Origin of the sequence: Acinetobacter genomosp. 33YU (assembly GCF_001990725.1) — a bacterium.
GTDB lineage: Bacteria > Pseudomonadota > Gammaproteobacteria > Pseudomonadales > Moraxellaceae > Acinetobacter > Acinetobacter seifertii.
The window spans coordinates 242,756-264,352 of sequence record NZ_LFZQ01000001.1 but is presented as its reverse complement, the minus strand read 5'-3'; the positions used below and the strand labels follow the sequence as shown (position 1 = coordinate 264,352).

Sequence of the window (21,597 nt, the reverse complement as noted above, 5' to 3'; positions counted from 1 at the left end):
TTTTTATGGTTTTCTCGCTTATTACTCATTTTCGCGCTAAAATATGCGCCTTAAATTTCTATCTTAATACATTTGGAGTTTTCCATGAACGCTACTGTAGAACAGCTTGCACCTGTAGAACAGCAAGCGACCGCGGGTTGGGTTGTTGCAGCACTATATCAATTTAAAGAAGTTCAAGATCCTGCCGATCTTCAACAACGTCTTTTAGACTTAGTGAAAACAATCAACCTTTGTGGAACTCTAATTGTAGCAGGCGAAGGAATTAATGGTACCGTGGCTGGGGACCGTGAGGCAATTGATAAAATTCATCAATTTTTGTTAAACGAAGGTTTTAAAGCGATGGAATATAAAGAGTCCCATAGCTCCGATAAACCTTTCCGTAAAATGAAAATTAAACTTAAAAAAGAAATTGTAACTTTAGGCGTAGAAGTAAAACCTCGCGATTTAGTTGGTCACTATCTTGATCCTAAAGAATGGAATGATTTAATTGCACGTGATGATGTTATTCTAATCGATACACGTAATGATTATGAATATAAGGCTGGTACTTTTAAAGGTGCGATCGACCCTAAAACAGAAACATTCCGTGAGTTTCCAGAGTATGTTAAAAAAGAGTTAGAACAACACAAAGACAAAAAAATTGCGATGTTCTGTACTGGCGGTATTCGTTGTGAGAAATCAACATCTTTACTTCTTCAAGAAGGATTTACAGAGGTTTATCACTTAAAAGGCGGTATTCTTAAATACTTAGAAGAAACTCCAGCAGATGAGAGCCTTTGGGAAGGTGAATGTTTCGTATTTGATGGACGTACTGCTGTAACTCATGGTGTTGAAGAAGGTGCAAACATTAAATGTCATGCTTGTGGCTGGCCTTTAACTCCGGAAGAGTCTGCGCTTCCAAGTTATGAACATGGTGTTTCATGCGTGTATTGCATCGACAAAACAACTGAAAAACAAAAAGCTGGTTTCCGTATGCGCCAATCACAAATTGCCGCAGCTAAACGCAAACGCTTATAATCTTTAATTAAAAGGCATTTGGTTTTCTAAATGCCTTTTCTATAAATTATATAAAAATACTAAATAATAAAAATATTTTTATTACCACCCTTTCTAAAAAATCATTCACTCAAAGATTCTTCTAAAAGCTTCAATGTTACTCTCTATAAAATGATAAAATCATATTATTCAACATCTTAATTAAGACTACAAACTAAAGACCAAAACTCTTAGATAGACGAATTCATTCCTAAAGAATTAAAAAGGCCTAAACATAAAAAACGCCCTAGAAAGGACGTTATTTATTATTTCTTCTAATAAATTAATTTGGAGTGTGATACATCAAATATAATTCATTCAAATTATCTGGAATTTCTTCTGCCAGTTCATCCATTAACTGTCCATTGCGACGGAAAGATTCCATCTGCGGATCTTCTTCATCAATTCCGCTAAAAACCATGATCGGTAAAGTTAAATCAACCAATTGTTCTTCATACTCAGGAGCAAACCATGCTTCTTCGTTTAAGAACATTGCATCAACAAACCCAACACTCCAATCGCCTAGACTTGACTCAACATCCGCTTCCTCAACTTCAAATGGAAATTCAATTCCATTTTCATTTGCTAAATCTTGACGAATCGACTCTAACCAAAGTTTGATTTGCTGAATGATCTCTGCAGGAACCTTTTTATGGTTACTATCAAATAATTCATCTAACCAACGGTCAAATTGAGGACCTACTGCAATTGCACACAAAAAACCATGAGTTGCAGCAAAGTCTAGACCATACTCATTGTGGTCTCCATCTAGATATTCACTTAACTGGTCTAAATCTAATGCACTCATTGTGTTACCTGACTTTAAAAGAAATTGACGATAGCATAGCACTTAAGCCGACGATGCCCTATTTAGTTTTGATCAGTCTTCATCATCAAGATCATCATCGTCTAAATCATAATCGAAATCTTTTAACTCACGCTCTAAACGACGCTGTGCCAATAGATCATCAATTAATCTACGTTTTTCCAACGATTCTTTTGCACTGATTTTGCCTGATGACTCATCAAAACCGACATCATCATCATCGCCGTAGTTATCATCTAGTTCAAAATCTGTAGAAGACACTAAAACTACCTCATAATGAAAAAATGTGAATGGGTCTAGCCGCTATTTATCTTTCTTACTTTTCCTTGTCAAGTTTTATTTATATTTTTTTCATTTAATTGCTCATTTGTACTGTTTTTCACCCAAAAAATTGTGTATTTATAAAACACCATAATCTTTCGATAAGCGAAGATTTATACAAATTTTTCCATGATTTAAACTTGAAAAAAATGATTTTAGCCCAATATTCAAAAAATAGTCGTGAATTCAAAGATATTTTTTATTTAACGGTCATCGATCAAAGCCAAAACATTTCAAGCAAATTGTGCTATCATGCACGGTTTTTCACTGCCACAGATTCAACAAAGAGTAAGCAAAGATGAGCGATATGCATTCCCCTACTTCTCAAGTAGCGGCTCTGATTAGCCGAGGCAAAGAACAAGGTTACTTAACTTACGCTGAGGTTAACGATCATCTGCCGGACTCGATTACTGAAAGCGAACAGATTGAAGACATTATTCAGATGCTTCAAGACGTTGGTATTCCTGTACACGAGCGTGCACCTGAATCTGACGATACTATGTTCGGTGAGTCAACTGACACAGCAGATGAAGTTGCTGAAGAAGAAGCTGCTGCCGTACTTGCATCGGTTGAAAATGAGCCTGGACGTACGACAGACCCTGTACGTATGTACATGCGTGAAATGGGTACAGTAGAACTATTAACCCGTGAAGGTGAAATCAGCATCGCCAAACGTATTGAAGAAGGGATTCGTGATGTCCTGAATTCAATTGCTTACTGGCCAAATGCGGTTGAAGTTGTATTAAAAGAATATAATGATTTTTTAACTGGCGAACGTCGTCTTGCAGATATTTTATCTGGTTACCTCGATCCTGAAACTGATGAAGATATTCCTGAAGTTTTGGAAGACGTTGAGGAACTTGAGGAAGAAGACGAATCATCTTCAAAATCAACAAAAGAAGTTAAGCTTGATGATGACGATGAGGAAGAAGAATCTGAAGGTGATGATGACTCTGAAGGTGATTCAGGTCCTGACCCAGAAGTTGCAAAAGTTCGTTTTACTGAATTAGAAGCAGCATGGACTCAAACAAAAGCTATTATTGAAAAACATGGCCGTAATAGCCGTGAAGCAAATGAAGCACTTGAGTCTTTGGCAACTGTATTCATGATGTTTAAATTTACTCCACGTTTATTTGACATCATTTCAGAAATGATTCGTGGAACTCACGAACAAATCCGTGCTAATGAACGTGAAATTATGCGTTATGCAGTACGTCGTGGTCGTATGGATCGTACTCAATTCCGTACATCTTTCCCAAAACAAGAATCTAATCCAGCTTGGTTAGATGAACAAATTGCTAAAGCTCCTGCTGAAATTAAGGCGCATTTAGAAAAAGTTCGTCCGGATGTTCTAGCATTCCAGCAAAAGATTGCAGATATTGAGAAAGAACTTAATTTAAGCGTTGCTGAAATTAAAGATATTTCTAAACGTATGGCGATTGGTGAAGCCAAAGCTCGTCGTGCTAAAAAAGAAATGGTAGAAGCTAACCTTCGTTTGGTAATTTCGATTGCGAAGAAATACACCAACCGTGGTTTACAGTTCCTTGACTTGATTCAAGAAGGGAACATTGGCTTGATGAAAGCTGTAGACAAGTTTGAATACCGTCGCGGTTATAAATTCTCGACTTATGCAACTTGGTGGATTCGTCAGGCAATTACCCGTTCTATCGCAGACCAAGCACGTACAATTCGTATTCCTGTACATATGATTGAAACGATTAACAAGATTAACCGTGTTTCTCGTCAGTTATTGCAGGAAATGGGCCGTGAACCTACTCCAGAAGAGTTAGGTGAACGTTTGGAAATGGATGAAGTTAAAGTTCGTAAGGTTCTTAAAATTGCTAAAGAACCTATTTCAATGGAAACTCCAATTGGTGATGATGAAGATTCGCATCTTGGGGACTTTATTGAAGACCAGAACATCACTTCTCCAATTGATGCTGCGACTTCAGAAGGCTTAAAAGAAGCAACTCGTGAAGTTCTAGAAAACTTAACTGAACGTGAAGCTAAAGTATTGAAAATGCGTTTTGGTATCGATATGCCAACTGACCATACTTTAGAAGAAGTTGGTAAACAGTTTGATGTAACGCGTGAACGTATTCGTCAGATCGAGGCGAAAGCATTACGTAAATTACGTCACCCTTCTCGTTCTGAACACTTGCGTTCTTTCTTAGAGAATGACTAAGTTCTGAAATCTTGAAATTTCGGCACTAGTCCCCATTTAATAGAAAGAGCTACAAACGCCTGCGATGATGCAGGCGTTTCACATGATGAGGTTACTTATGTTAGACCGCACTCCATCTCGCGAACTCCGTGAAGACCTTTGGGTATTTCCAATGGACTATCCAATTAAACTGATTGGCGATGCGGGTGAAGAATTACGTATAGCTGTAGTTGATATTCTAGTGAAACATTTTCCTGACTTTGACCAATCAACGTTAAAAGTACAAGAATCTCGTACAGGCAAATACCATTCATTAACCGCACAATTACGTTTTGATGAATTGGAACAAGTTCATGCTTTGTATGCAGACTTGGCTGCTTGCCCGCAGATCAGAACTGCACTTTAATTTTAAGATGCCATGACAAATTTCGTGTCATGGCATTTTTATTTCTATCAAGCTTATTATAAATAATTACAAATATTTAGAATCGTTTAAGCAAAATACTTTAAACTCATCAAGAGCATATTTTCATAACCTAAAAGTGAAGTTGCTCTTCTGTTAAGTACATCGCACAGGAAAATGTTTAATGAGCCTTGATAAACCCACTTTGATTATTCGTCAGTGGAACGATTTACAAGATTATCAAAGCAAATTCGAATTGATGAAAAACCTGACTAATCAACGTGATGAAAATACACCCGACGAGCTGTGGTTACTCCAGCATCACGAAGTTCTAACTCAAGGTCAGGCAGGAAAACCCGAGCATATTCTAATTCCATCTAACATTCCTGTGGTTCAAACTGACCGTGGTGGGCAAGTGACATGGCATGGACCTGGTCAACTCGTTGCTTACTTCATGTTTGATCTTAATCGTCTGAAGTGGAATGTGCGTACATTAGTCAGTTTTGCTGAACAATTTATGATAGATGTTTTAAAGAAATATAATATTGAAGCATATGCAAAACCTGATGCTCCAGGTGTATATGTAAATGACAGAAAAATAGGTTCCTTAGGTTTCAAAATTCGTCGTGGTCGTAGTTATCATGGTCTAGCCTTAAACCTAGACTGTGCATTAACTGGTTTTCAAACCATTAACCCATGTGGTTATGCAGGTTTAGAAATGGTTCGCATACAAGATTTGGTGACTCCATATCCATCATTTGAACAACTTTGTCAGGACTTTATTGAGTATATTAAGACATCTGGTCACTTTAATGACCCTGAAGTCAAAATTGAATAAATGATTTTGAGATGGAATAAAAATATATTAGAGTAATTACTCTAAATTTGCTTTTGCATAATTTTAAGAAGGGATAGCAAGTGATTTCGACAAAAGCTGTAAAGCCCACTCTGCAACTTGCCTACGTTAAGCTCATGATGGACGTTGTTGGTCGAGGCTTAGTCATGGCAAGTCAGGTAGATAGTGAAATACAAGAGGAAGTGTCTAAATTTCCTGTTCACTTTGTACTTTCAATGAATGTTTTCCCAAATGGACCAGCATTTTTTGCACGAGTGACAGAAGATAAACAATTAGAACTGCTGAAAAGAGCGGAAAAAAAACCTGATTTAACCATCACTTTTAAGCATGTGACACATGCATTTTTGGTGTTCTCTTTTCAGGAAAGTACCGCTCAAGCATTTGCAAATGACCGCATGATTGCTGATGGCGATGTATCAGCAGCAATTCGTTTAGTGCGCTGCCTGAATAAAATGGAATCTCTCATTTTACCAAAATTGGTAGCGTCACTTGCAGTTAAAGAATATCCAACCGAACTCACCCTAAAAGAAAAATTCAACGAAGCTGCAAATATTTACTTAAAAGTAGCTAAGTCTTACTTCAAGCGGAGCGCATAACATGGCTAAACCATATTACGAATTCTTTTGTCCTGTAAAAGTCATTGCCGGTAATGCTGCTTTAGAACATATTCCGTTTGAACTTGCAACTTTAGGTGCAAAGCGTCCACTTATCATTACAGATAAAGGGGTCCGTGCAAATGGCTTACTCAACCCTATTGAAGCTGCATTTAGCACGACTGATGCGGTGATTGGTCATGTTTTTGATGATGTCCCACCAGACTCAAGTCTTGAAGTAGTTCGTCTTGCTGCTGAAGCTTATCGCACAAATAAATGTGATGCGATTATTGCTGTTGGTGGTGGCTCTGTTATTGACACCTCCAAAGCAACCAATATTTTAGTCTCAGAAGGTGGAAATGACCTTCTTCAATATTCTGGCGCTCATAACCTACCAAAACCATTAAAGCCATTTTTTGTGATTCCGACCACTTCAGGTACTGGTTCAGAAGTGACTATGGTTGCGGTGGTTTCCGACACACAAAAGAATGTTAAATTAGCCTTTGCTTCATACTATTTAATGCCACATGCTGCAATCTTAGATCCACGCATGACATTAACATTACCACCTCACTTGACGGCAATGACTGGTATGGATGCATTAACACACTGTGTGGAAGCATATACCTGTATGGCAGCCAATCCACTCAGCGATGCTTATGCAAGTGCAGGTATCAAAAAGATTAGTGAAAATCTATTTAACGTTTTAGAAAATCCAAATGACTCACAAGGTCGTTTAGAGCTTGCACAAGCTTCCACAATGGCAGGTATCGCATTTTCTAACTCGATGGTAGGTCTTGTACACTCTTTAGGACATGCATTAGGTGCGGTCGCTCACCTGCCCCACGGTTTATGTATGAACCTATTCTTACCTTATGTGCTTGAATACAACAAACAAGTAAATGGTCAGAAAATTGGTGAGTTACTATTACCTCTAGCTGGTGCAGATATTTATGCCCAAACTCCAGCAACCCAACGTGCAGATAGAGCAATTACGACTATTCTAGCAATGCGTGATCGCTTGTTTAGCCTAACTAAGTTACCTCGTACCTTGCGCGAAACTGGTAAGGTTACTGAAGCTCAACTTGATGAAGTTGCTGAAAAAGCACTAAATGATGGCTCTATTATTTATAATCCTAAGGAAGCAAGCTTAAAAGACATACGCGAGATCTTACAAAAAGCTTGGTAACTTAAGTTTTAGATATTTAAAGTAAAACTTAAAGGTCTGATTTTTATGATAAATCAGACCTTTTTTATATCTATGAATTTTTATTCATCATTTTCTTTGGAAATATGGCAAAAAATTTGCTAAAAATTCCACGAAAGTACTGACAATTTGCATCAATTTAGGATAGATTGGCGCACTTTATCTTTTATGTAGGGGGGATCGTTCGTCTCAAACGATCCTTAACACCAAGCTGATCCTTGATCAACGATTATGAGGATAACGCCGTTGACAAACTTATCTGGGACTAAACCAACAGCTAAGCTCCAAAAGAATCTTGTGCTATGGCACATCATTATTATTGGTTTAGCTTATATTCAACCATTAACTTTATTTGATACTTTTGGTTTAGTATCAGAACGAAGTGGTGGTCATGTACCTACTTCTTATATTTTTGCGTTAGTTGCGATTTTATTGACGTCGATCAGTTATGGACACATGATCAAACGCTATCCTTCTTCAGGATCAGCATATACCTATGCCCAAAAGTCAATTCACCCTAATGTTGGTTTTATGGTGGGTTGGTCATCTTGGCTAGATTATTTACTTTCACCACTCGTCAATATCATTTTGGCCGATATTTATTTAAGAGCATTGTTTCCGGAAGTAAATAATTGGTTATGGGTTATTGGCTTAACTGCATTAATGACTGTTATTAACTTATTCGGCGCACGTTTTGTTGCTCGCTTTAACAGCACAATTGTAGTTATTCAACTCGGTGTTATTTTTTACTTTGTTTATCAAGTGTATACCTTGCTGACCCAAGGTGTATATGCGGACGGTACTCTAAATCCGGATAAAGCTGAATTATGGTCACTCACTCCTTTTTGGAATGATATGACCTCTATTAGTGCTTTGATTGGTGGTGCAACAGTACTGTGCTTTTCTTTTACAGGTTTTGATGCGTTATCTTCACTTGCTGAAGAAACAAAAGATGCAGAAAAAACGCTTCCAAAAGCGATTTTTTCAACAGCACTTCTTGCTGGTGTCATTTTTATCATAAGCACTTACTTTATCCAGCTGTATTTCCCGAGCAACCCTAATACTTACTTCAAGCCTTTAGATGAATCACAACCTGTGATGGTTGCAGCAATTGGTAGCATTGCATTTAAAACATTAGTTTTATACTTTGCCGTGGTTGCAGTAATGGCATCGGGTATTTCAGCACATGCTGGTGTATCTCGCTTAATGTATGTTATGGGACGTGATGGCGTTATCAATAAAAAGTTGTTTGGTCATATTAGCCCAAGACTACATACCCCAACTTACAACATTCTTATTGTTGGTGTAGTTGCGTTGTCTGCTGGCTTTTTAGACCTTGAACATATTGTTAACTTAATTAGTTTCGGGGCCTTAACTGCTTTTAGTTTTGTGAACTTCTCTGTAATTTCGCGCTATGCGCTTAGAGATGGTAAAAACAAATCTGTTAAAGATATTATTAATTACATTATTGTACCGACGCTTGGCTTTGCCAGTGTGTTCCTAATGTGGTTAGAAATTGACAAGCTTGCTTTACAAATTGGCTTGGCTTGGGCAGTGGTTGGTGTAGGTTATCTTGCTTACAAGACCAAAGGCTTTAAATACAATGCTCCTCAACACAACGAGCATGAATAATAAAAAAGGCGCTTAAAGCGCCTTTTTTTATGGACTTATTATCCAAATATTTTATTTACAATACCTTGTACGCGTTTTGCATAAAGTTTTGCTGTTTCCAAGTCCCCTGTTGGAATCTCGTCTACACTTGCATCAGATGGCGACTGAACAAGTAAGCCTACTGAACCGCCTAGGTTATTTACATCTTCACGTGTTGCACTTTTTGTATTTGATGGCGGCAATCCAAGACTCACCCAAATACCGCCGTGTTGTGATGCTAAAGTTTGTAATTGGATAAGCGTAACTTGCTTATCACCATTTAGACTTGCACTATTGGTAAAGCCTGCAAATACTTTATCTTCCCAACCACGTGTAAACCAAATTTTTGAAGTTGCGTCAGCAAATTTTTTAAATTGCCATGGTGCTGTACCCATGTAAGTTGGAGCACCGAAAACAATACCTTTTGCATTGTTTAATGTTTCCCAATCTTGCTCAGTAATATTACCTTCCTGATCAATCTGGATAAGTTGAGCATTAATTTCATTAGCAAAAGTTTCAGCAACTACTTTCGTGTGGCCATAACCAGAGAAATATACAACCGCAATATTAGAATTAGACATGGGAGAAACCTGTGTTTTATTAAATTCCATTTTATGATATATTTTAGAAACTAGGTGTCAATTAGTTACCACTTGGTAACTAGTATATTTTTTTAGAAATAAGTAGGTAAATGGTATGAATGAATGTCTAAAATACAATATTTTTCAACAACATTGCCCTGCTCGTTTATTTTTTGAAAAAATTGCAGATAAGTGGGTTTTACTCATCTTAAATATTCTTGAGGAAGAAACGCACCACTTCAATTTACTCAAAAAGAATATTCAAGGTATTTCACCTAAAGTCTTGTCACAAAAGTTAAAAATGCTAGAAAGAGATGGCTTTATCGAACGCAAGATTCAAGACACTTCACCTATTCGTGTTGACTATTCACTTACACCATTAGGCCAAAATGTCGCTTCAATGGCATTCCAATTAAAGGAATGGGCTGAAACAAACATTGAGCAAGTTTTAGCAGCACAAATCATCTATGATGAAAAAGTACTAGAACAAGCTTAAATAAAATTAGACCAAAAAATAAGGCCACCTAGGGCCTTATTTTTTAGCATTTGAAAAACTAACCTAAATTTTTAAAACCTTGCTGACGCCATGCTTCGTAAACAATTACAGCCGTTGCGTTAGACAAATTCAAACTTCTAGAGTTTTCAGCCATTGGTAAGCGAATCCACTGCTCTTGAGGGAACATCAAACGAACATGCTCAGGCAAGCCGCGTGTTTCTGGCCCCATCAGTAAAGCCACAGGTCGATTCAAATCAACTGTATGCGGAGTTGCAGAACCCTTCGTCGTTAGAGGAAAGACATGCTCAACACCTTTTGACTTTAAGTCTGCGAGGCATGCTTCAATATTGTCCCAAATCTGCATTCTTGCCCATTCATGATAATCAAGCCCTGCACGTTTAAGCTTTTTATCATCAAGCTCAAAACCTAAAGGCTTAACCAAATGCAATTGAGCCCCTGTATTCGCACATAGTCGAATAATATTTCCTGTGTTTGCAGGAATCTCAGGCTCGTATAGAACAACATGAATCACTTAATTACTCACTTAAATTACTTGTTGGTTAGCTCAGGCAATCATTAACTTGATCGAAGATAATTATTAGCCCACTAGTTCCACTGTAACTGTTCACGCAGACGTACGACCTCACCAATAATCGTGAGAGTCGGCGCATGAATTTGATGTTCTGTCACTTTAGATGCGATATCAGCAAGTGACCCCACCACAACCTTTTGTTCAGGGGTTGTACCCTTTGAAATTAATGCAACTGGCATATCTGGGCGCTGTCCGTGAGCGATTAATTGCTCACAAATACGTTCCAAGCCTACTAAGCCCATATAGAGAACTAAAGTCTGGTTCTCATATACCAGCTCATTCCAAGGAAGCTCAGGAGAGCCTTCTTTTAAATGGCCAGTTAGAAAACGTACACTCTGCGCATAATCACGATGAGTGAGTGGAATACCCGCATAAGCTGAACAGCCTGACGCTGCCGTAATACCCGGAACCACCTGAAATGGCACACCAGCTTGGAATAATTCTTGGATCTCTTCACCACCACGCCCAAAAATAAACGGATCACCGCCTTTTAAACGACAAACACGCTTTCCTTGTTGAGCATATTCAACGAGTAAAGCATTGATCCCATCTTGGGGAACCGAGTGATTTGAGCGAGCTTTTCCGACATATATTTTTGTCGCGTCTCGACGGCATAACTCTAAAATGGGTTGAGATACTAAACGATCATAAATGACCACATCAGCTTGCTGCATTAAACGTAAAGCTTTTAAGGTAAGCAGTTCGGGATCACCAGGACCTGCACCCACTAAATAAACTTCACCTTTAGGTGCTTTCCATGCCTCTAATGCTTGTTCAAGCATACTGTTGGCAACATCTAGATTATCGTTAAAAACCTGCTCTTTTAAGGGACTTGCATACAAGTTTTCCCAAAAAATACGGCGTTCATCGGGATTAGAAATTTTTTCTTTAACCTTATTTCGCCATTTTCCTGAAAACTCAGCTAACTTCCCCATTCCATGCGGAATGGATGTCTCTAACTGTGTGCGGATTTGACGAGATAAAACAGGAGATGTCCCATTTGAAGCAACCGAAATCACTAAAGGTGAACGGTCAATAATCGCAGGAACCATAAAACGGCAATGTGGAATATCATCAACACTGTTTACGAGTAAATTACGTACTTCACATTGCTCGAAGACTGTTTTATTGACTTGCGGATCATTGGTCGCGGCAATGACGAGTCGATATGGTGTACTTAAAAACTTCTCAGAGAAAACGTCAACAAAATGCTGACCATTTGTTGTTGCCACTAATTGCAGAAGCTGTTCTTCAATTTCAGGAGCAACAATATCAATTATTGCCCCCGCCTTAGCTAATAAAGTTGCCTTGCGTAAAGCAATATGCCCTCCGCCCACAATCAGACAATGTTGCTGCTGCAACTTCAAAGAGATTGGAAAAATATCCACCTTAAACCTCTACATCAATCATCTGATTATGTTTAAGCAAAAAACGTGCACAATTTAGATGCAAAGTTTAGTCAATAAACGTTACACCACCCATATATGGGCGTAATACTTCTGGAATCTCGATTGAGCCGTCTTCACGTTGGTAATTTTCCATAACTGCAAGCAAAGTACGTCCTACTGCAAGACCTGAGCCGTTTAGCGTATGCACTAATTCAGTCTTCTTCTGATCCATACGGAAGCGCGCTTTCATACGACGTGCTTGGAAATCACCCATATTAGAGCAGCTTGAAATCTCACGATATGTATTTTGGCTTGGAACCCATACTTCTAAGTCGTAAGTTTTCATCGCACCAAAGCCCATATCACCACCACAGAGCAAAATTTTGCGGTATGGCAAACCAAGTGCCTGCAAAATGCCCTCAGCATGTGCAGTGAGTTCTTCAAGTGCCTGCATAGATGTTTCAGGTTTAACGATTTGCACCATTTCAACTTTATCAAATTGGTGTTGACGGATTAAACCACGTGTATCACGACCATAAGAACCAGCTTCACTACGGAAACATGGTGTATGCGCTGCATATTTTAATGGTAAACGGTCTGCATCAATGATTTCGTCACGAACAAAGTTTGTGACAGGAACTTCAGCTGTAGGAATAAGATAGTATTCTTTTTCGCCTTGAAGTTTAAATAAATCTTCTTCAAATTTTGGTAATTGTCCTGTCCCACGAAGTGAGTCAGCATTAACCAAATAAGGTACGTAAGCTTCAGTATAGCCATTCTTTAAAGTATGGGTATCAAGCATGAACTGAGTTAAAGCACGTTGTAGACGCGCTAAAGGCCCCTTCAACACGCTGAAACGTGAACCGGTAAGTTTGGTCGCAGTTTCAAACTCTAGGCCGCCCATCCACTCGCCTAAATCAGTATGATCTTTGATTTCAAAATCGAACTGACGAGGTGTACCCCATTTTGAGATTTCAACGTTATCACTTTCATCCTTACCAACTGGAACAGATTCATCTGGTAAGTTAGGAATGCTTAGTGCTTTTTGCTCAATCTCATTTTGTAGTTCTGATAAAGCAACTTCAGCAGCTTTAATCTCATCACCAATGGCCTGCATACGTGCCATGATTTCAGAAGCATCGCCACCGGATTTTTTAATCTGACCCACTTGTTTAGCACCGGCATTTCGCTCTGCCTGTAACTTTTCAGTTTTTGATTGCAAGTCTTTACGGCGAGTTTCTAAAGATGCCCATTCTTGGACATCTAGCTGAACACCACGTTTTGCTAAAGCTGCATTAACGACTTCAATATTATTTCTGAGTAACTTAGGGTCGATCATAATTAATCATAATATGGGTAAAAAACTGGCTATAGTGTAAGCCCTTAGCACTAAAAAATATAGTGATCATCTTCATATCGAATAGCTTTCACACAATTCCGAGAAGAGACCACGTATTTTACATGTTGTAGTTTGGCACACTTGGTAAATACTCAAGTTTAATGAACTTAGCTGACTCAAAATACGGCAGTGTTAATTCAGTCATACCCTCTGCATAAGAAGCCAATTCATAAACTGGATAAACAAAAACAATCCCATTGGCACCATAGTAGTAATTATCACTTAACTGCAGTTTTTCACGGGTAATATTATGGTCTTGAAGCCAGTTGGTATTCGCATCAAAAAGTGCATCAACAAGTTGTTTTTCTACATCTGGCTTAATAAGCTCAGCAACAGTAATGTGCTTTTTATTTAATAAATCGAAATTTACGAATTCTTGATGTGACATGCCATGTGCTGCACCTGCAGAGTAAGAGTATGTCTGTAAGGCAAAGGTTGCAAGATTATAATTTTGTCCTAAATAACGAACATAAATTGCACTTTGACTTGAACGAGGCTCTCCCTCTGGTACTTCAACAGGTTTATCAGCCAAGTTTGCAAATGCATTTGGGTCTGCCTTTTTTATACGGTTCGTAAAATAATCATTAATCCATTTTTCATTCGTTTGTACTGTCTGGAAATCATATTCAGTACAGCCATCTTCAAGGCAAACTTTAGACTTTGGTAATTTTACTGGAATTACTTTTGCCTGAATAACAGGAACTTCTGCTTGTTTTTGCTCTTTTACTGAAGCACTAGATGCGGGTTGCTCATCTTTAGCTGCAGATTTTGGCTGACAGCCACTTACTGCCACCATGGCAGCTACTATAGGAAGAATGAAAATAATTTTCTTGTCGTAAAGTCGCATGTTAATCCCCGTATATTCTCTTTTATCACTATACAAAGCGTAAGAATAAGACGGGGTTAAAAAATGTATCTAGGGTTGATATATAAAAAGAAAGCCACCTGAAATGGTGGCTTTCTTAAAGAGTCAGAATAATTATTGATCAATAATATCGGTGCCTTTAGGAGGCGTAAAATTAAAAGTAGAAGCTGGAATTGAAGCATTCACTTTCACATTATTAAATTTCACGTAAGTGGTTTGACCTAAAGAATCTTGTAGCACCATTAACGTAGGTGCTTTGTTTGCACCAAAACTAATCGTTAAACTTTGAAAAGCGCCATCTTCTTTTTTAGGGAACAACGTGAAATATAATTTAGATTTATCTGGCTGAGTCACTCGGTAAGACTTCATGATTTGATTAGTATTACCAGAGAGCAATAAAGCTGGTGTATCGGCTACTTGAGAATCTAAGCTTTGACGTACGGCTTGTTGTAAATCAGGATCATAAATCCAGACTGTTTTACCACTAGTTACAATAGTCTGTTTAGACGGGCTCACAGTTTCCCAATAAAATTTCCCTGGACGTTCAACTTTCATAGATCCCTTAAACGTCTGGTTCATATGCTGAGCACCTAAACCTTTTTTCTGTACCACAGTTTTTGTATTAGATTTCGTTGTTTGCTCAAAATCGGCAGTTAAACGTTGTAATCCTGACAACTGATTTACCAAGTTCCCAATTGCCTGTTGCTCCGGTGCTGCTACTGGTGCAGCGAACGCTGTAGTACTCATTACAGGAGCAAGCACTGACGCGCTGAGTGTAATAGCACACATGGTTTTACGAAGCATATTCATGTCATCACCTTTTTAGTTGCTGTAAGATAACCTATTAAGCTTTGATTAGAACAAGCAGAATAAGCTCTTCATTTCATGACCCATATTAACCGACAAACTCAGTGCTAATCATTGAGAAAATAAGATATTTTGTTATGTTATTCATATTGTTTGTAGAATTTCATTCATCATGATGAAGATAAAATTAATGAAGTTCCATAAAAAAAGCCCACAAAATGTGGGCTTTTTTTTAAAGCTAAAACTTAAACAGCTTCAACTTTTACGTAGCGACGGCCAAATTGACCTTTCACTTCGAATTTTACTACACCGTCAGCAGTAGCAAATAAAGTATGGTCACGACCCATACCAACATTTGCACCAGCGTGGAATTCAGTACCACGTTGACGAACGATGATGTTACCAGCAGTTACAGTTTGACCACCGTAAACTTTAACACCTAACATTTTTGGGTTTGAATCACGACCGTTCTTCGTCGATCCACCGGCTTTTTTAGTTGCCATGTCTCTTACTCCTCGTGATTAGCCTGAAATACCAGTAATTTTCAACTCAGTGAACCATTGACGGTGACCTTGTTGCTTACGGTAGTGTTTACGACGACGCATTTTGATAATGCGGATTTTGTCGTGACGACCATGACCAATCACTTCTGCAGTTACTTTAGCGCCAGCTACAACTGGAGCACCGATTTGAATGCTGTCACCATTTACAACCATTAATACATCATCAAATGTAATAGTTGCGCCAGACTCAGCTTTCAATAATTCAACTTTAAGGGTTTCACCCTCAACTACACGGTGCTGTTTACCACCGCTTTGGATTACTGCGTACATAATGTACTCCAATCAGCCCGTGTCGTCGTGTCGATAAAGGGATATATCGATCTTAAAACGAACGCCACTGGGGTTATACAAGGCGACAGATTTTAAGTGAAATTTGATCAAACGACAAGTGCTTTATCTTTATCTATACAACTAGAAGGGGTTATTCTTACACAATAAAAACAGCTTCGATTCGAATTTGGTACTTTTCATTGATTCTGAATAGAATTTAAAATAAAGTTCCAATCACAACTTGCAACAAGAACAAGCTGTATTCATGTTGACGTTATTAAAATTTATTGTTTTGTCGGAAACACATCGTTTTGCCGAAATAAAGAACAAAGAACTCTTCATGAATATACAATGATGAATATCAATTGCTTGTTTCCCTGTTTAATGCACTTTTAATTGATACACTAACGCCAATTATTACCTATACGGGGTTTTTCTTCATATGGTCATCGATTTTAAGCAAGACATTCTCGCTCCTGTTGCTACAGACTTTGCTGCGATGGATCACTTGATTAATGAAGGAATTAGCTCAAAAGTCGGCTTGGTCATGTCGGTCAGTAAACATGTTGTTGAAGCTGGTGGCAAACGTATGCGCCCAATCATGTGTTTACTTGCAGCACGTGCTTGTGGTTTAGAGAACATGGCAAATGCACAGCGTCTGGCAGCCATTATTGAAATGCTCCATACCGCAACTTTAGTGCATGATGATGTGGTCGATGAATCGGGGCTTCGCCGTGGCCGTCCTACTGCCAATGCAACTTGGAACAACCAAACTGCCGTGTTAGTGGGTGATTTCCTTATTGCTCGCGCTTTTGACCTATTGGTCGACTTAAACAACATGACCTTATTAAAAGACTTCTCAACAGGTACATGTGAAATTGCAGAAGGTGAAGTACTACAGCTTCAATCTCAGCATCAACCAGATACAACTGAAGAAACATATTTAAAAATTATTCACGGTAAAACTTCTCGTTTATTTGAACTTGCAACTGAAGGTGCTGCTATTTTGGCGGGCCAAGAAGCCTATCGTGAACCTTTAAGATTATTTGCAGGTCACTTCGGAAATGCCTTCCAAATTATTGACGATATTTTAGACTACACGTCGGATGCTGAAACATTAGGTAAAAATATTGGTGATGATTTGATGGAAGGTAAACCGACTTTACCGTTAATTTCAGCATTAGCACATTCAAATGGTGAAGAACACGCCATAATTCGTCGTAGTATTGCGACTGGTGGGGTTGACCAATTATCAAAAGTCATTGAAATTGTACAAAAGTCTGGTGCTTTAGATTATTGCCAGCGTCGTGCCCAAGAAGAAACAGAAGCAGCACTGCAAGCCTTATCCATCTTACCTGATACACCTTATCGTCAGGCATTGATGAATTTAACTCGGCTTGCATTACATCGAATACAGTAGATACTATTTTGCCTATGCATATAAATTTTTCAGATCATTTTTTAAAAATCCAGAAACAGCTTGAAAATCCTCAAGCTGTTATTGATGAAAATATACTTATTGATTTAGTCAATGCTTTACGGCCATCCGATCCTCACGATACGGAGGAGATACAACAAAAAATACAAGCATTTATTGACAGCCTTTTACTTACCCCTACCGCTTCAGCTCTCTTACAATCTTTTTTATTACGTTTAATTAATCAATATAAGCAAGTGAGCTTATATGCAGATAGCGGCATTCTGTCTTTAGATGGTTTCTGGAATCAGCTTGGGCAAAGACTCGGTGGCCATTTCCTGCCACTTATTGAAGATTCAAGTCAACTCAAAATTTTGATTGGGAAAATTTTCTATTTAGAAAGTGATTCAATCTGGTTGAATCATATTGATGATAAAAATTGGGCAACGTTATTCGGACTTATTGGACAAAGTAATAGTAACGTCGATGAAAAACACGCTATTCAACGTGAAATGATTAAGGCTATTACCGTCTTGTCTTATCGGATTAGCGGTATTGGTCTTTATCCCGAGTTTATTAATGCTCAACCAGAACTAACTGAATACGAATCACCTTTTTTGGTACAAAACCGTGAAATCATTGAGTTTATCGAAAAATATAAAAAACAAGATATTTCTCAACATGACACTGTCGTAACAGTACCTCCAGATGCTTCGCAAGCCTTTGTAATGTTAGAACAATGTCGAGATGTTGTTTTAAAAATACGTCGGGCCACCAAAAGAATCGGTGTTAGTTTAAGTTTGACTTATTTGTTGTCTTTACTTGAGCAGTGTTTAGATCGAATTGAATTATTACTTTATCTAGTTGTAGACGACAGTGAAGGACGCTACGTTTCTTTAGGAAACCTAATTTCGGACTTAACTAAAGCCCATTATAGTGAAAAAAGTGTTCGCTCTTTATTAAGCACCACCAGTGAACTCATCGCATTTCAGGTTACAGAGAATGCGAGCCGCACCGGTGAACATTATGTAAGTACAGACACTAAAGGCTTTTGGGGAATGTACAAAGCTGCTGCTGGTGCAGGTGTCATTATTGCCTGCATGGCAACATTAAAGATTCTTGCTGCACGAATGACCATGGCACCGCTCATGCAAGCTTTTACGTTCAGTATGAATTATTCACTTGGCTTTATTCTGATTCACGTACTGCACTTTACCGTTGCAACAAAACAACCTGCGATGACTGCTGCTGCACTCGCTGCAACTGTACAGCAACGTAAAGGTTCTAAAACTGCACAAATTGCAGAATTAGCAGCGCTTATTATTAATATTATTCGAACTCAGTTTATTGCTATTTTGGGTAACATCTCAATTGCGATTCCCACTGCTGCCCTGATTACTTTTGCTTGGCAGTTTTACCTAGATGAGCCTTTATTAACCCACACCAAAGCAACCTATTTATTACATAGCTTAAATCCTTTTACGTCGTTAGCAGTTCCACATGCAGCAATCGCAGGTGTGTGTTTGTTCTTGTCAGGGCTTATCGCAGGCTATTTCGATAATATGGCTGTTTATAGAAAAGTAGGGCCGCGTTTAAAAGCACACCGCCGTTTAAGGAACTTATTTGGACAAGAACGTCTTAATCGTTTTGCTGAATATATTGAACTTAACTTAGGTGCTCTTGCGGGTAACTTTCTATTTGGTGTGATGCTAGGAAGTATGGGAACCATAGGTTTCATCCTTGGTCTACCTCTTGATATTCGACATATTGCCTTTGCTTCGGCGAACTTCATACAAGGTTTAATGACCATTAATGGTAGCCCTGATATTGGTTTGATTATAGTTTCGTTTTTAGGTGTGCTATGTATCGGCCTCACCAACTTATTCGTAAGTTTCACCTTAACGATTATTGTAGCCCTACGCGCACGCCGAGTTCGCTTTGAACAATGGAAACCTTTAGCCAAACTAGTCATGACCCATTTTCTTACACGTCCAAGCGATTTCTTTTGGCCACCCAAACAGCCACTAGAACTCGAAGAAAATACACAAGCCAGTAGCGGTAAAAAAGCAGAACACTGAGTTTTGCTTTGTACATAAAATGTGAATTTCGTCAATTTTGTTGTGATTGTTTTTCCAAATGTTAAAAAAATTTCAAAATGAATTTACGATGATCTATCAGGCTTGAAAAAAAGTGTACTGGCAAGTACACTTCCAACGGCGTTCAATAGTGAAAAAACTATATGAATGAGCAAAGGTGTGTTTATGCCCTATCTATTGCTTTGTATTGGTTGTGTTTTTTTAGGATTAGGTGTTCTTGGTCTTTTTGTACCAAGTCTTCAATCTTTGGACTTGCTCACCGTTCAAACATTGAGTCATCATCGTTTAGATTATCTTAATAGTATAACTACCTTTCTTGCACGCGTAGGCGGCATGCCTTTTGTATGTTTTTTATCCTTTCTAGTATGTGTATATTTAGCATGGTATAAAAAATTTATTACTGTTATTTTCATTAGCTTGGGAGTTATCGGCAGTATCACCATTGGTTGGCTGCTCAAATGGTGTGTTAACCGGCCTAGACCTCCTGCGGCATATCATATTGTTGAAAGTTACGGTGCATCGTTCCCAAGTGCACACAGTGTTTATGCATCAACACTGGCTTGTCTGGCAATGATTATGTTATGCCATAAGCACAACACTAACTCTCCTTATATTGTTTTGATCTCCTGTCTTTGGTTTGTGTGTATGGGGCTTTCAAGAATATATGCAGGAGTTCATTTCCCAACAGATGTACTCGCTGGTTGGGGCATTGGTTTTATTTGGATTGCACTGCTTTGGCTCTGGTTATTACAAACACAAAGTAGGTTAAGTAGAAAACAAATATATTTTTAGATTTTATCTAAACGAGGTGGAACAATGATGTCGGCTAAGCTTTGGGCACCAGCCCTTACTGCTTGCGCATTAGCAACAAGTATCGCACTTGTTGGTTGTAGCAAAGGCTCCGATGAGAAACAGCAAGCTGCTGCTGCTCAGAAAATGCCGCCTGCAGAAGTAGGTGTTATTGTTGCTCAACCACAAAGTGTTGAACAAAGCGTTGAGCTTTCAGGCCGTACTTCAGCATATCAAATTTCTGAAGTTCGCCCTCAAACAAGTGGCGTGATTTTAAAACGTTTATTTGCTGAAGGAAGCTACGTTCGTGAAGGTCAGGCACTTTATGAGCTTGACTCTAGAACGAACCGCGCAACGTTAGAAAATGCAAAAGCATCTCTCCTACAACAACAGGCAAATCTAGCTTCACTACGTACCAAGTTAAATCGTTACAAACAACTTGTTTCTAGTAATGCTGTGTCTAAACAGGAATACGATGATTTACTTGGTCAAGTTAATGTTGCAGAAGCACAAGTTGCTGCAGCTAAGGCTCAAGTAACAAATGCAAATGTAGATCTTGGTTATTCTACAATTCGCTCTCCTATTTCTGGGCAATCTGGACGTTCGACAGTAACAGCTGGTGCTTTGGTTACTGCAAATCAGACTGATCCATTAGTGACAATTCAACAGTTAGATCCAATCTATGTTGATATTAATCAATCTAGTGCTGAATTATTGCGTTTACGTCAACAATTGAGTAAAGGCAGTCTGAATAATAGTAACAACACGAAAGTAAAATTAAAGCTTGAAGATGGTTCTACCTACCCGATCGAAGGCCAGCTTGCTTTCTCTGATGCTTCTGTAAACCAAGATACAGGAACAATTACATTACGTGCCGTATTCTCTAACCCGAATCATTTATTGCTTCCGGGTATGTATACCACTGCACAAATTGTTCAGGGTGTTGTTCCAAATGCTTATCTGATCCCACAAGCAGCCATTACACGTCTACCTACAGGTCAAGCTGTAGCAATGCTTGTTAATGCTAAAGGGGCTGTTGAGAGTCGTCCTGTTGAAACCTCAGGTGTTCAAGGACAGAACTGGATTGTGACAAACGGCTTAAAAGCCGGTGATAAAGTCATTGTTGATGGTGTTGCCAAAGTTAAAGAAGGGCAAGAAGTATCGGCAAAACCTTATCAAGCTCAACCAGCAAATCCTCAAGGTGCAGCACCAAATGCTGCTAAACCGGCTCAATCAGGTAAACCTCAAGCAGAACAGAAAGCAGCTTCAAATGCATAAG

22 protein-coding genes and 1 pseudogene are annotated in these 21,597 nt (G+C 38.6%); 13 read left to right on the top strand and 10 right to left on the bottom strand.

The annotated features are described in order from the left end of the window. Positions 1-84 precede the first annotated feature (84 nt). The gene (locus tag AC056_RS01285; RefSeq protein ID WP_004705888.1) at positions 85-1,017 is read left to right on the top strand and encodes a rhodanese-related sulfurtransferase; all 933 of its coding nucleotides are present in this window, start codon (positions 85-87) and stop codon (positions 1,015-1,017) included. A 301-nt stretch (positions 1,018-1,318) separates the two neighbouring features. Here AC056_RS01285 and AC056_RS01280 read toward each other — a convergent pair whose 3' ends face one another. Beyond that, the gene (locus tag AC056_RS01280) at positions 1,319-1,843 is read right to left on the bottom strand and encodes a YecA family protein (protein ID WP_019457182.1); all 525 of its coding nucleotides are present in this window, start codon (positions 1,841-1,843) and stop codon (positions 1,319-1,321) included. Between the two features lie 72 nt (positions 1,844-1,915). Continuing rightward, positions 1,916-2,122: a PA3496 family putative envelope integrity protein gene (locus AC056_RS01275; RefSeq protein WP_000099358.1), complete on the bottom strand. Its 207-nt coding sequence runs from the start codon at positions 2,120-2,122 to the stop codon at positions 1,916-1,918. A gap of 358 nt (positions 2,123-2,480) precedes the next feature. On the opposite strand from AC056_RS01275, the gene rpoD reads away from it, so the two are divergent. The 6 genes from rpoD to AC056_RS01245 all read left to right on the top strand — a co-directional run bounded on the left by rpoD (position 2,481) and on the right by AC056_RS01245 (position 9,037). Further along, complete coding sequence (gene rpoD / locus AC056_RS01270) at positions 2,481-4,367, top strand: RNA polymerase sigma factor RpoD (protein ID WP_004705884.1); 1,887 nt, start codon at positions 2,481-2,483, stop codon at positions 4,365-4,367. A 97-nt stretch (positions 4,368-4,464) separates the two neighbouring features. Beyond that, entirely contained in the window at positions 4,465-4,752 is a 288-nt protein-coding gene (locus AC056_RS01265) for a YbeD family protein (RefSeq protein ID WP_002051390.1), read from the top strand. A 181-nt stretch (positions 4,753-4,933) separates the two neighbouring features. Continuing rightward, positions 4,934-5,587 carry a lipoyl(octanoyl) transferase LipB gene (gene lipB, locus AC056_RS01260; RefSeq protein ID WP_004705883.1) on the top strand — a complete coding sequence of 218 codons (654 nt, stop codon included), beginning with the start codon at positions 4,934-4,936 and terminating at the stop codon, positions 5,585-5,587. 80 nt (positions 5,588-5,667) lie between these two features. Beyond that, positions 5,668-6,201: a hypothetical protein gene (locus AC056_RS01255; protein WP_004705882.1), complete on the top strand. Its 534-nt coding sequence runs from the start codon at positions 5,668-5,670 to the stop codon at positions 6,199-6,201. Position 6,202: 1 nt separating this feature from the next. After that, complete coding sequence (locus AC056_RS01250; RefSeq protein WP_004705881.1) at positions 6,203-7,387, top strand: iron-containing alcohol dehydrogenase; 1,185 nt, start codon at positions 6,203-6,205, stop codon at positions 7,385-7,387. A gap of 264 nt (positions 7,388-7,651) precedes the next feature. Next, positions 7,652-9,037, top strand: a complete 1,386-nt coding sequence (locus AC056_RS01245) for an APC family permease (RefSeq protein ID WP_019457184.1) — start codon at positions 7,652-7,654, stop codon at positions 9,035-9,037. Between the two features lie 38 nt (positions 9,038-9,075). Here the strand turns inward: AC056_RS01245 and AC056_RS01240 are convergent, their stop codons facing one another. Then, the gene (locus AC056_RS01240) at positions 9,076-9,636 is read right to left on the bottom strand and encodes a flavodoxin family protein (protein ID WP_004705878.1); all 561 of its coding nucleotides are present in this window, start codon (positions 9,634-9,636) and stop codon (positions 9,076-9,078) included. A gap of 115 nt (positions 9,637-9,751) precedes the next feature. On the opposite strand from AC056_RS01240, the gene AC056_RS01235 reads away from it, so the two are divergent. Continuing rightward, a complete protein-coding gene (locus AC056_RS01235) occupies positions 9,752-10,132 on the top strand; it encodes a winged helix-turn-helix transcriptional regulator (protein ID WP_077162489.1) in 381 nt (126 codons plus the stop codon). Positions 10,133-10,190: 58 nt separating this feature from the next. On the opposite strand, the gene AC056_RS01230 is transcribed toward AC056_RS01235, so the two are convergent. From AC056_RS01230 to rplU, 7 genes are all read right to left on the bottom strand, one after another. Next, positions 10,191-10,664, bottom strand: coding sequence for a tRNA (cytidine(34)-2'-O)-methyltransferase (locus AC056_RS01230; protein WP_002051239.1), 474 nt, complete (start codon positions 10,662-10,664; stop codon positions 10,191-10,193). A gap of 74 nt (positions 10,665-10,738) precedes the next feature. Beyond that, positions 10,739-12,112: a siroheme synthase CysG gene (gene cysG, locus AC056_RS01225; RefSeq protein WP_077162488.1), complete on the bottom strand. Its 1,374-nt coding sequence runs from the start codon at positions 12,110-12,112 to the stop codon at positions 10,739-10,741. Between the two features lie 67 nt (positions 12,113-12,179). After that, positions 12,180-13,451, bottom strand: coding sequence for a serine--tRNA ligase (gene serS / locus AC056_RS01220; RefSeq protein ID WP_004705874.1), 1,272 nt, complete (start codon positions 13,449-13,451; stop codon positions 12,180-12,182). A gap of 118 nt (positions 13,452-13,569) precedes the next feature. After that, positions 13,570-14,358, bottom strand: coding sequence for an RsiV family protein (locus AC056_RS01215; protein ID WP_077162487.1), 789 nt, complete (start codon positions 14,356-14,358; stop codon positions 13,570-13,572). Positions 14,359-14,490: 132 nt separating this feature from the next. Then, a complete protein-coding gene (lolA, locus tag AC056_RS01210) occupies positions 14,491-15,186 on the bottom strand; it encodes an outer membrane lipoprotein chaperone LolA (protein WP_039250044.1) in 696 nt (231 codons plus the stop codon). 242 nt (positions 15,187-15,428) lie between these two features. After that, positions 15,429-15,686 (bottom strand): 50S ribosomal protein L27, encoded by a 258-nt coding sequence (gene rpmA / locus AC056_RS01205; RefSeq protein WP_004705871.1) that lies wholly within the window; start codon positions 15,684-15,686, stop codon positions 15,429-15,431. 18 nt (positions 15,687-15,704) lie between these two features. Then, complete coding sequence (gene rplU, locus AC056_RS01200; protein ID WP_004705870.1) at positions 15,705-16,016, bottom strand: 50S ribosomal protein L21; 312 nt, start codon at positions 16,014-16,016, stop codon at positions 15,705-15,707. A 96-nt stretch (positions 16,017-16,112) separates the two neighbouring features. Here rplU and AC056_RS01195 point away from each other — a divergent pair. The 5 genes and pseudogenes from AC056_RS01195 to adeI all read left to right on the top strand — a co-directional run bounded on the left by AC056_RS01195 (position 16,113) and on the right by adeI (position 21,596). Further along, positions 16,113-16,412: pseudogene (locus tag AC056_RS01195) on the top strand (hypothetical protein). Between the two features lie 46 nt (positions 16,413-16,458). Beyond that, the gene (sdsA, locus tag AC056_RS01190; protein WP_077162486.1) at positions 16,459-17,436 is read left to right on the top strand and encodes an All-trans-nonaprenyl-diphosphate synthase; all 978 of its coding nucleotides are present in this window, start codon (positions 16,459-16,461) and stop codon (positions 17,434-17,436) included. 14 nt (positions 17,437-17,450) lie between these two features. Continuing rightward, a complete protein-coding gene (locus tag AC056_RS01185; RefSeq protein ID WP_077162485.1) occupies positions 17,451-19,511 on the top strand; it encodes a site-specific recombinase in 2,061 nt (686 codons plus the stop codon). Positions 19,512-19,694: 183 nt separating this feature from the next. After that, positions 19,695-20,321 carry a phosphatase PAP2 family protein gene (locus tag AC056_RS01180; protein WP_004705866.1) on the top strand — a complete coding sequence of 209 codons (627 nt, stop codon included), beginning with the start codon at positions 19,695-19,697 and terminating at the stop codon, positions 20,319-20,321. 24 nt (positions 20,322-20,345) lie between these two features. Next, positions 20,346-21,596, top strand: a complete 1,251-nt coding sequence (gene adeI, locus AC056_RS01175) for a multidrug efflux RND transporter periplasmic adaptor subunit AdeI (protein WP_004705865.1) — start codon at positions 20,346-20,348, stop codon at positions 21,594-21,596. Position 21,597: the final 1 nt, after the last annotated feature.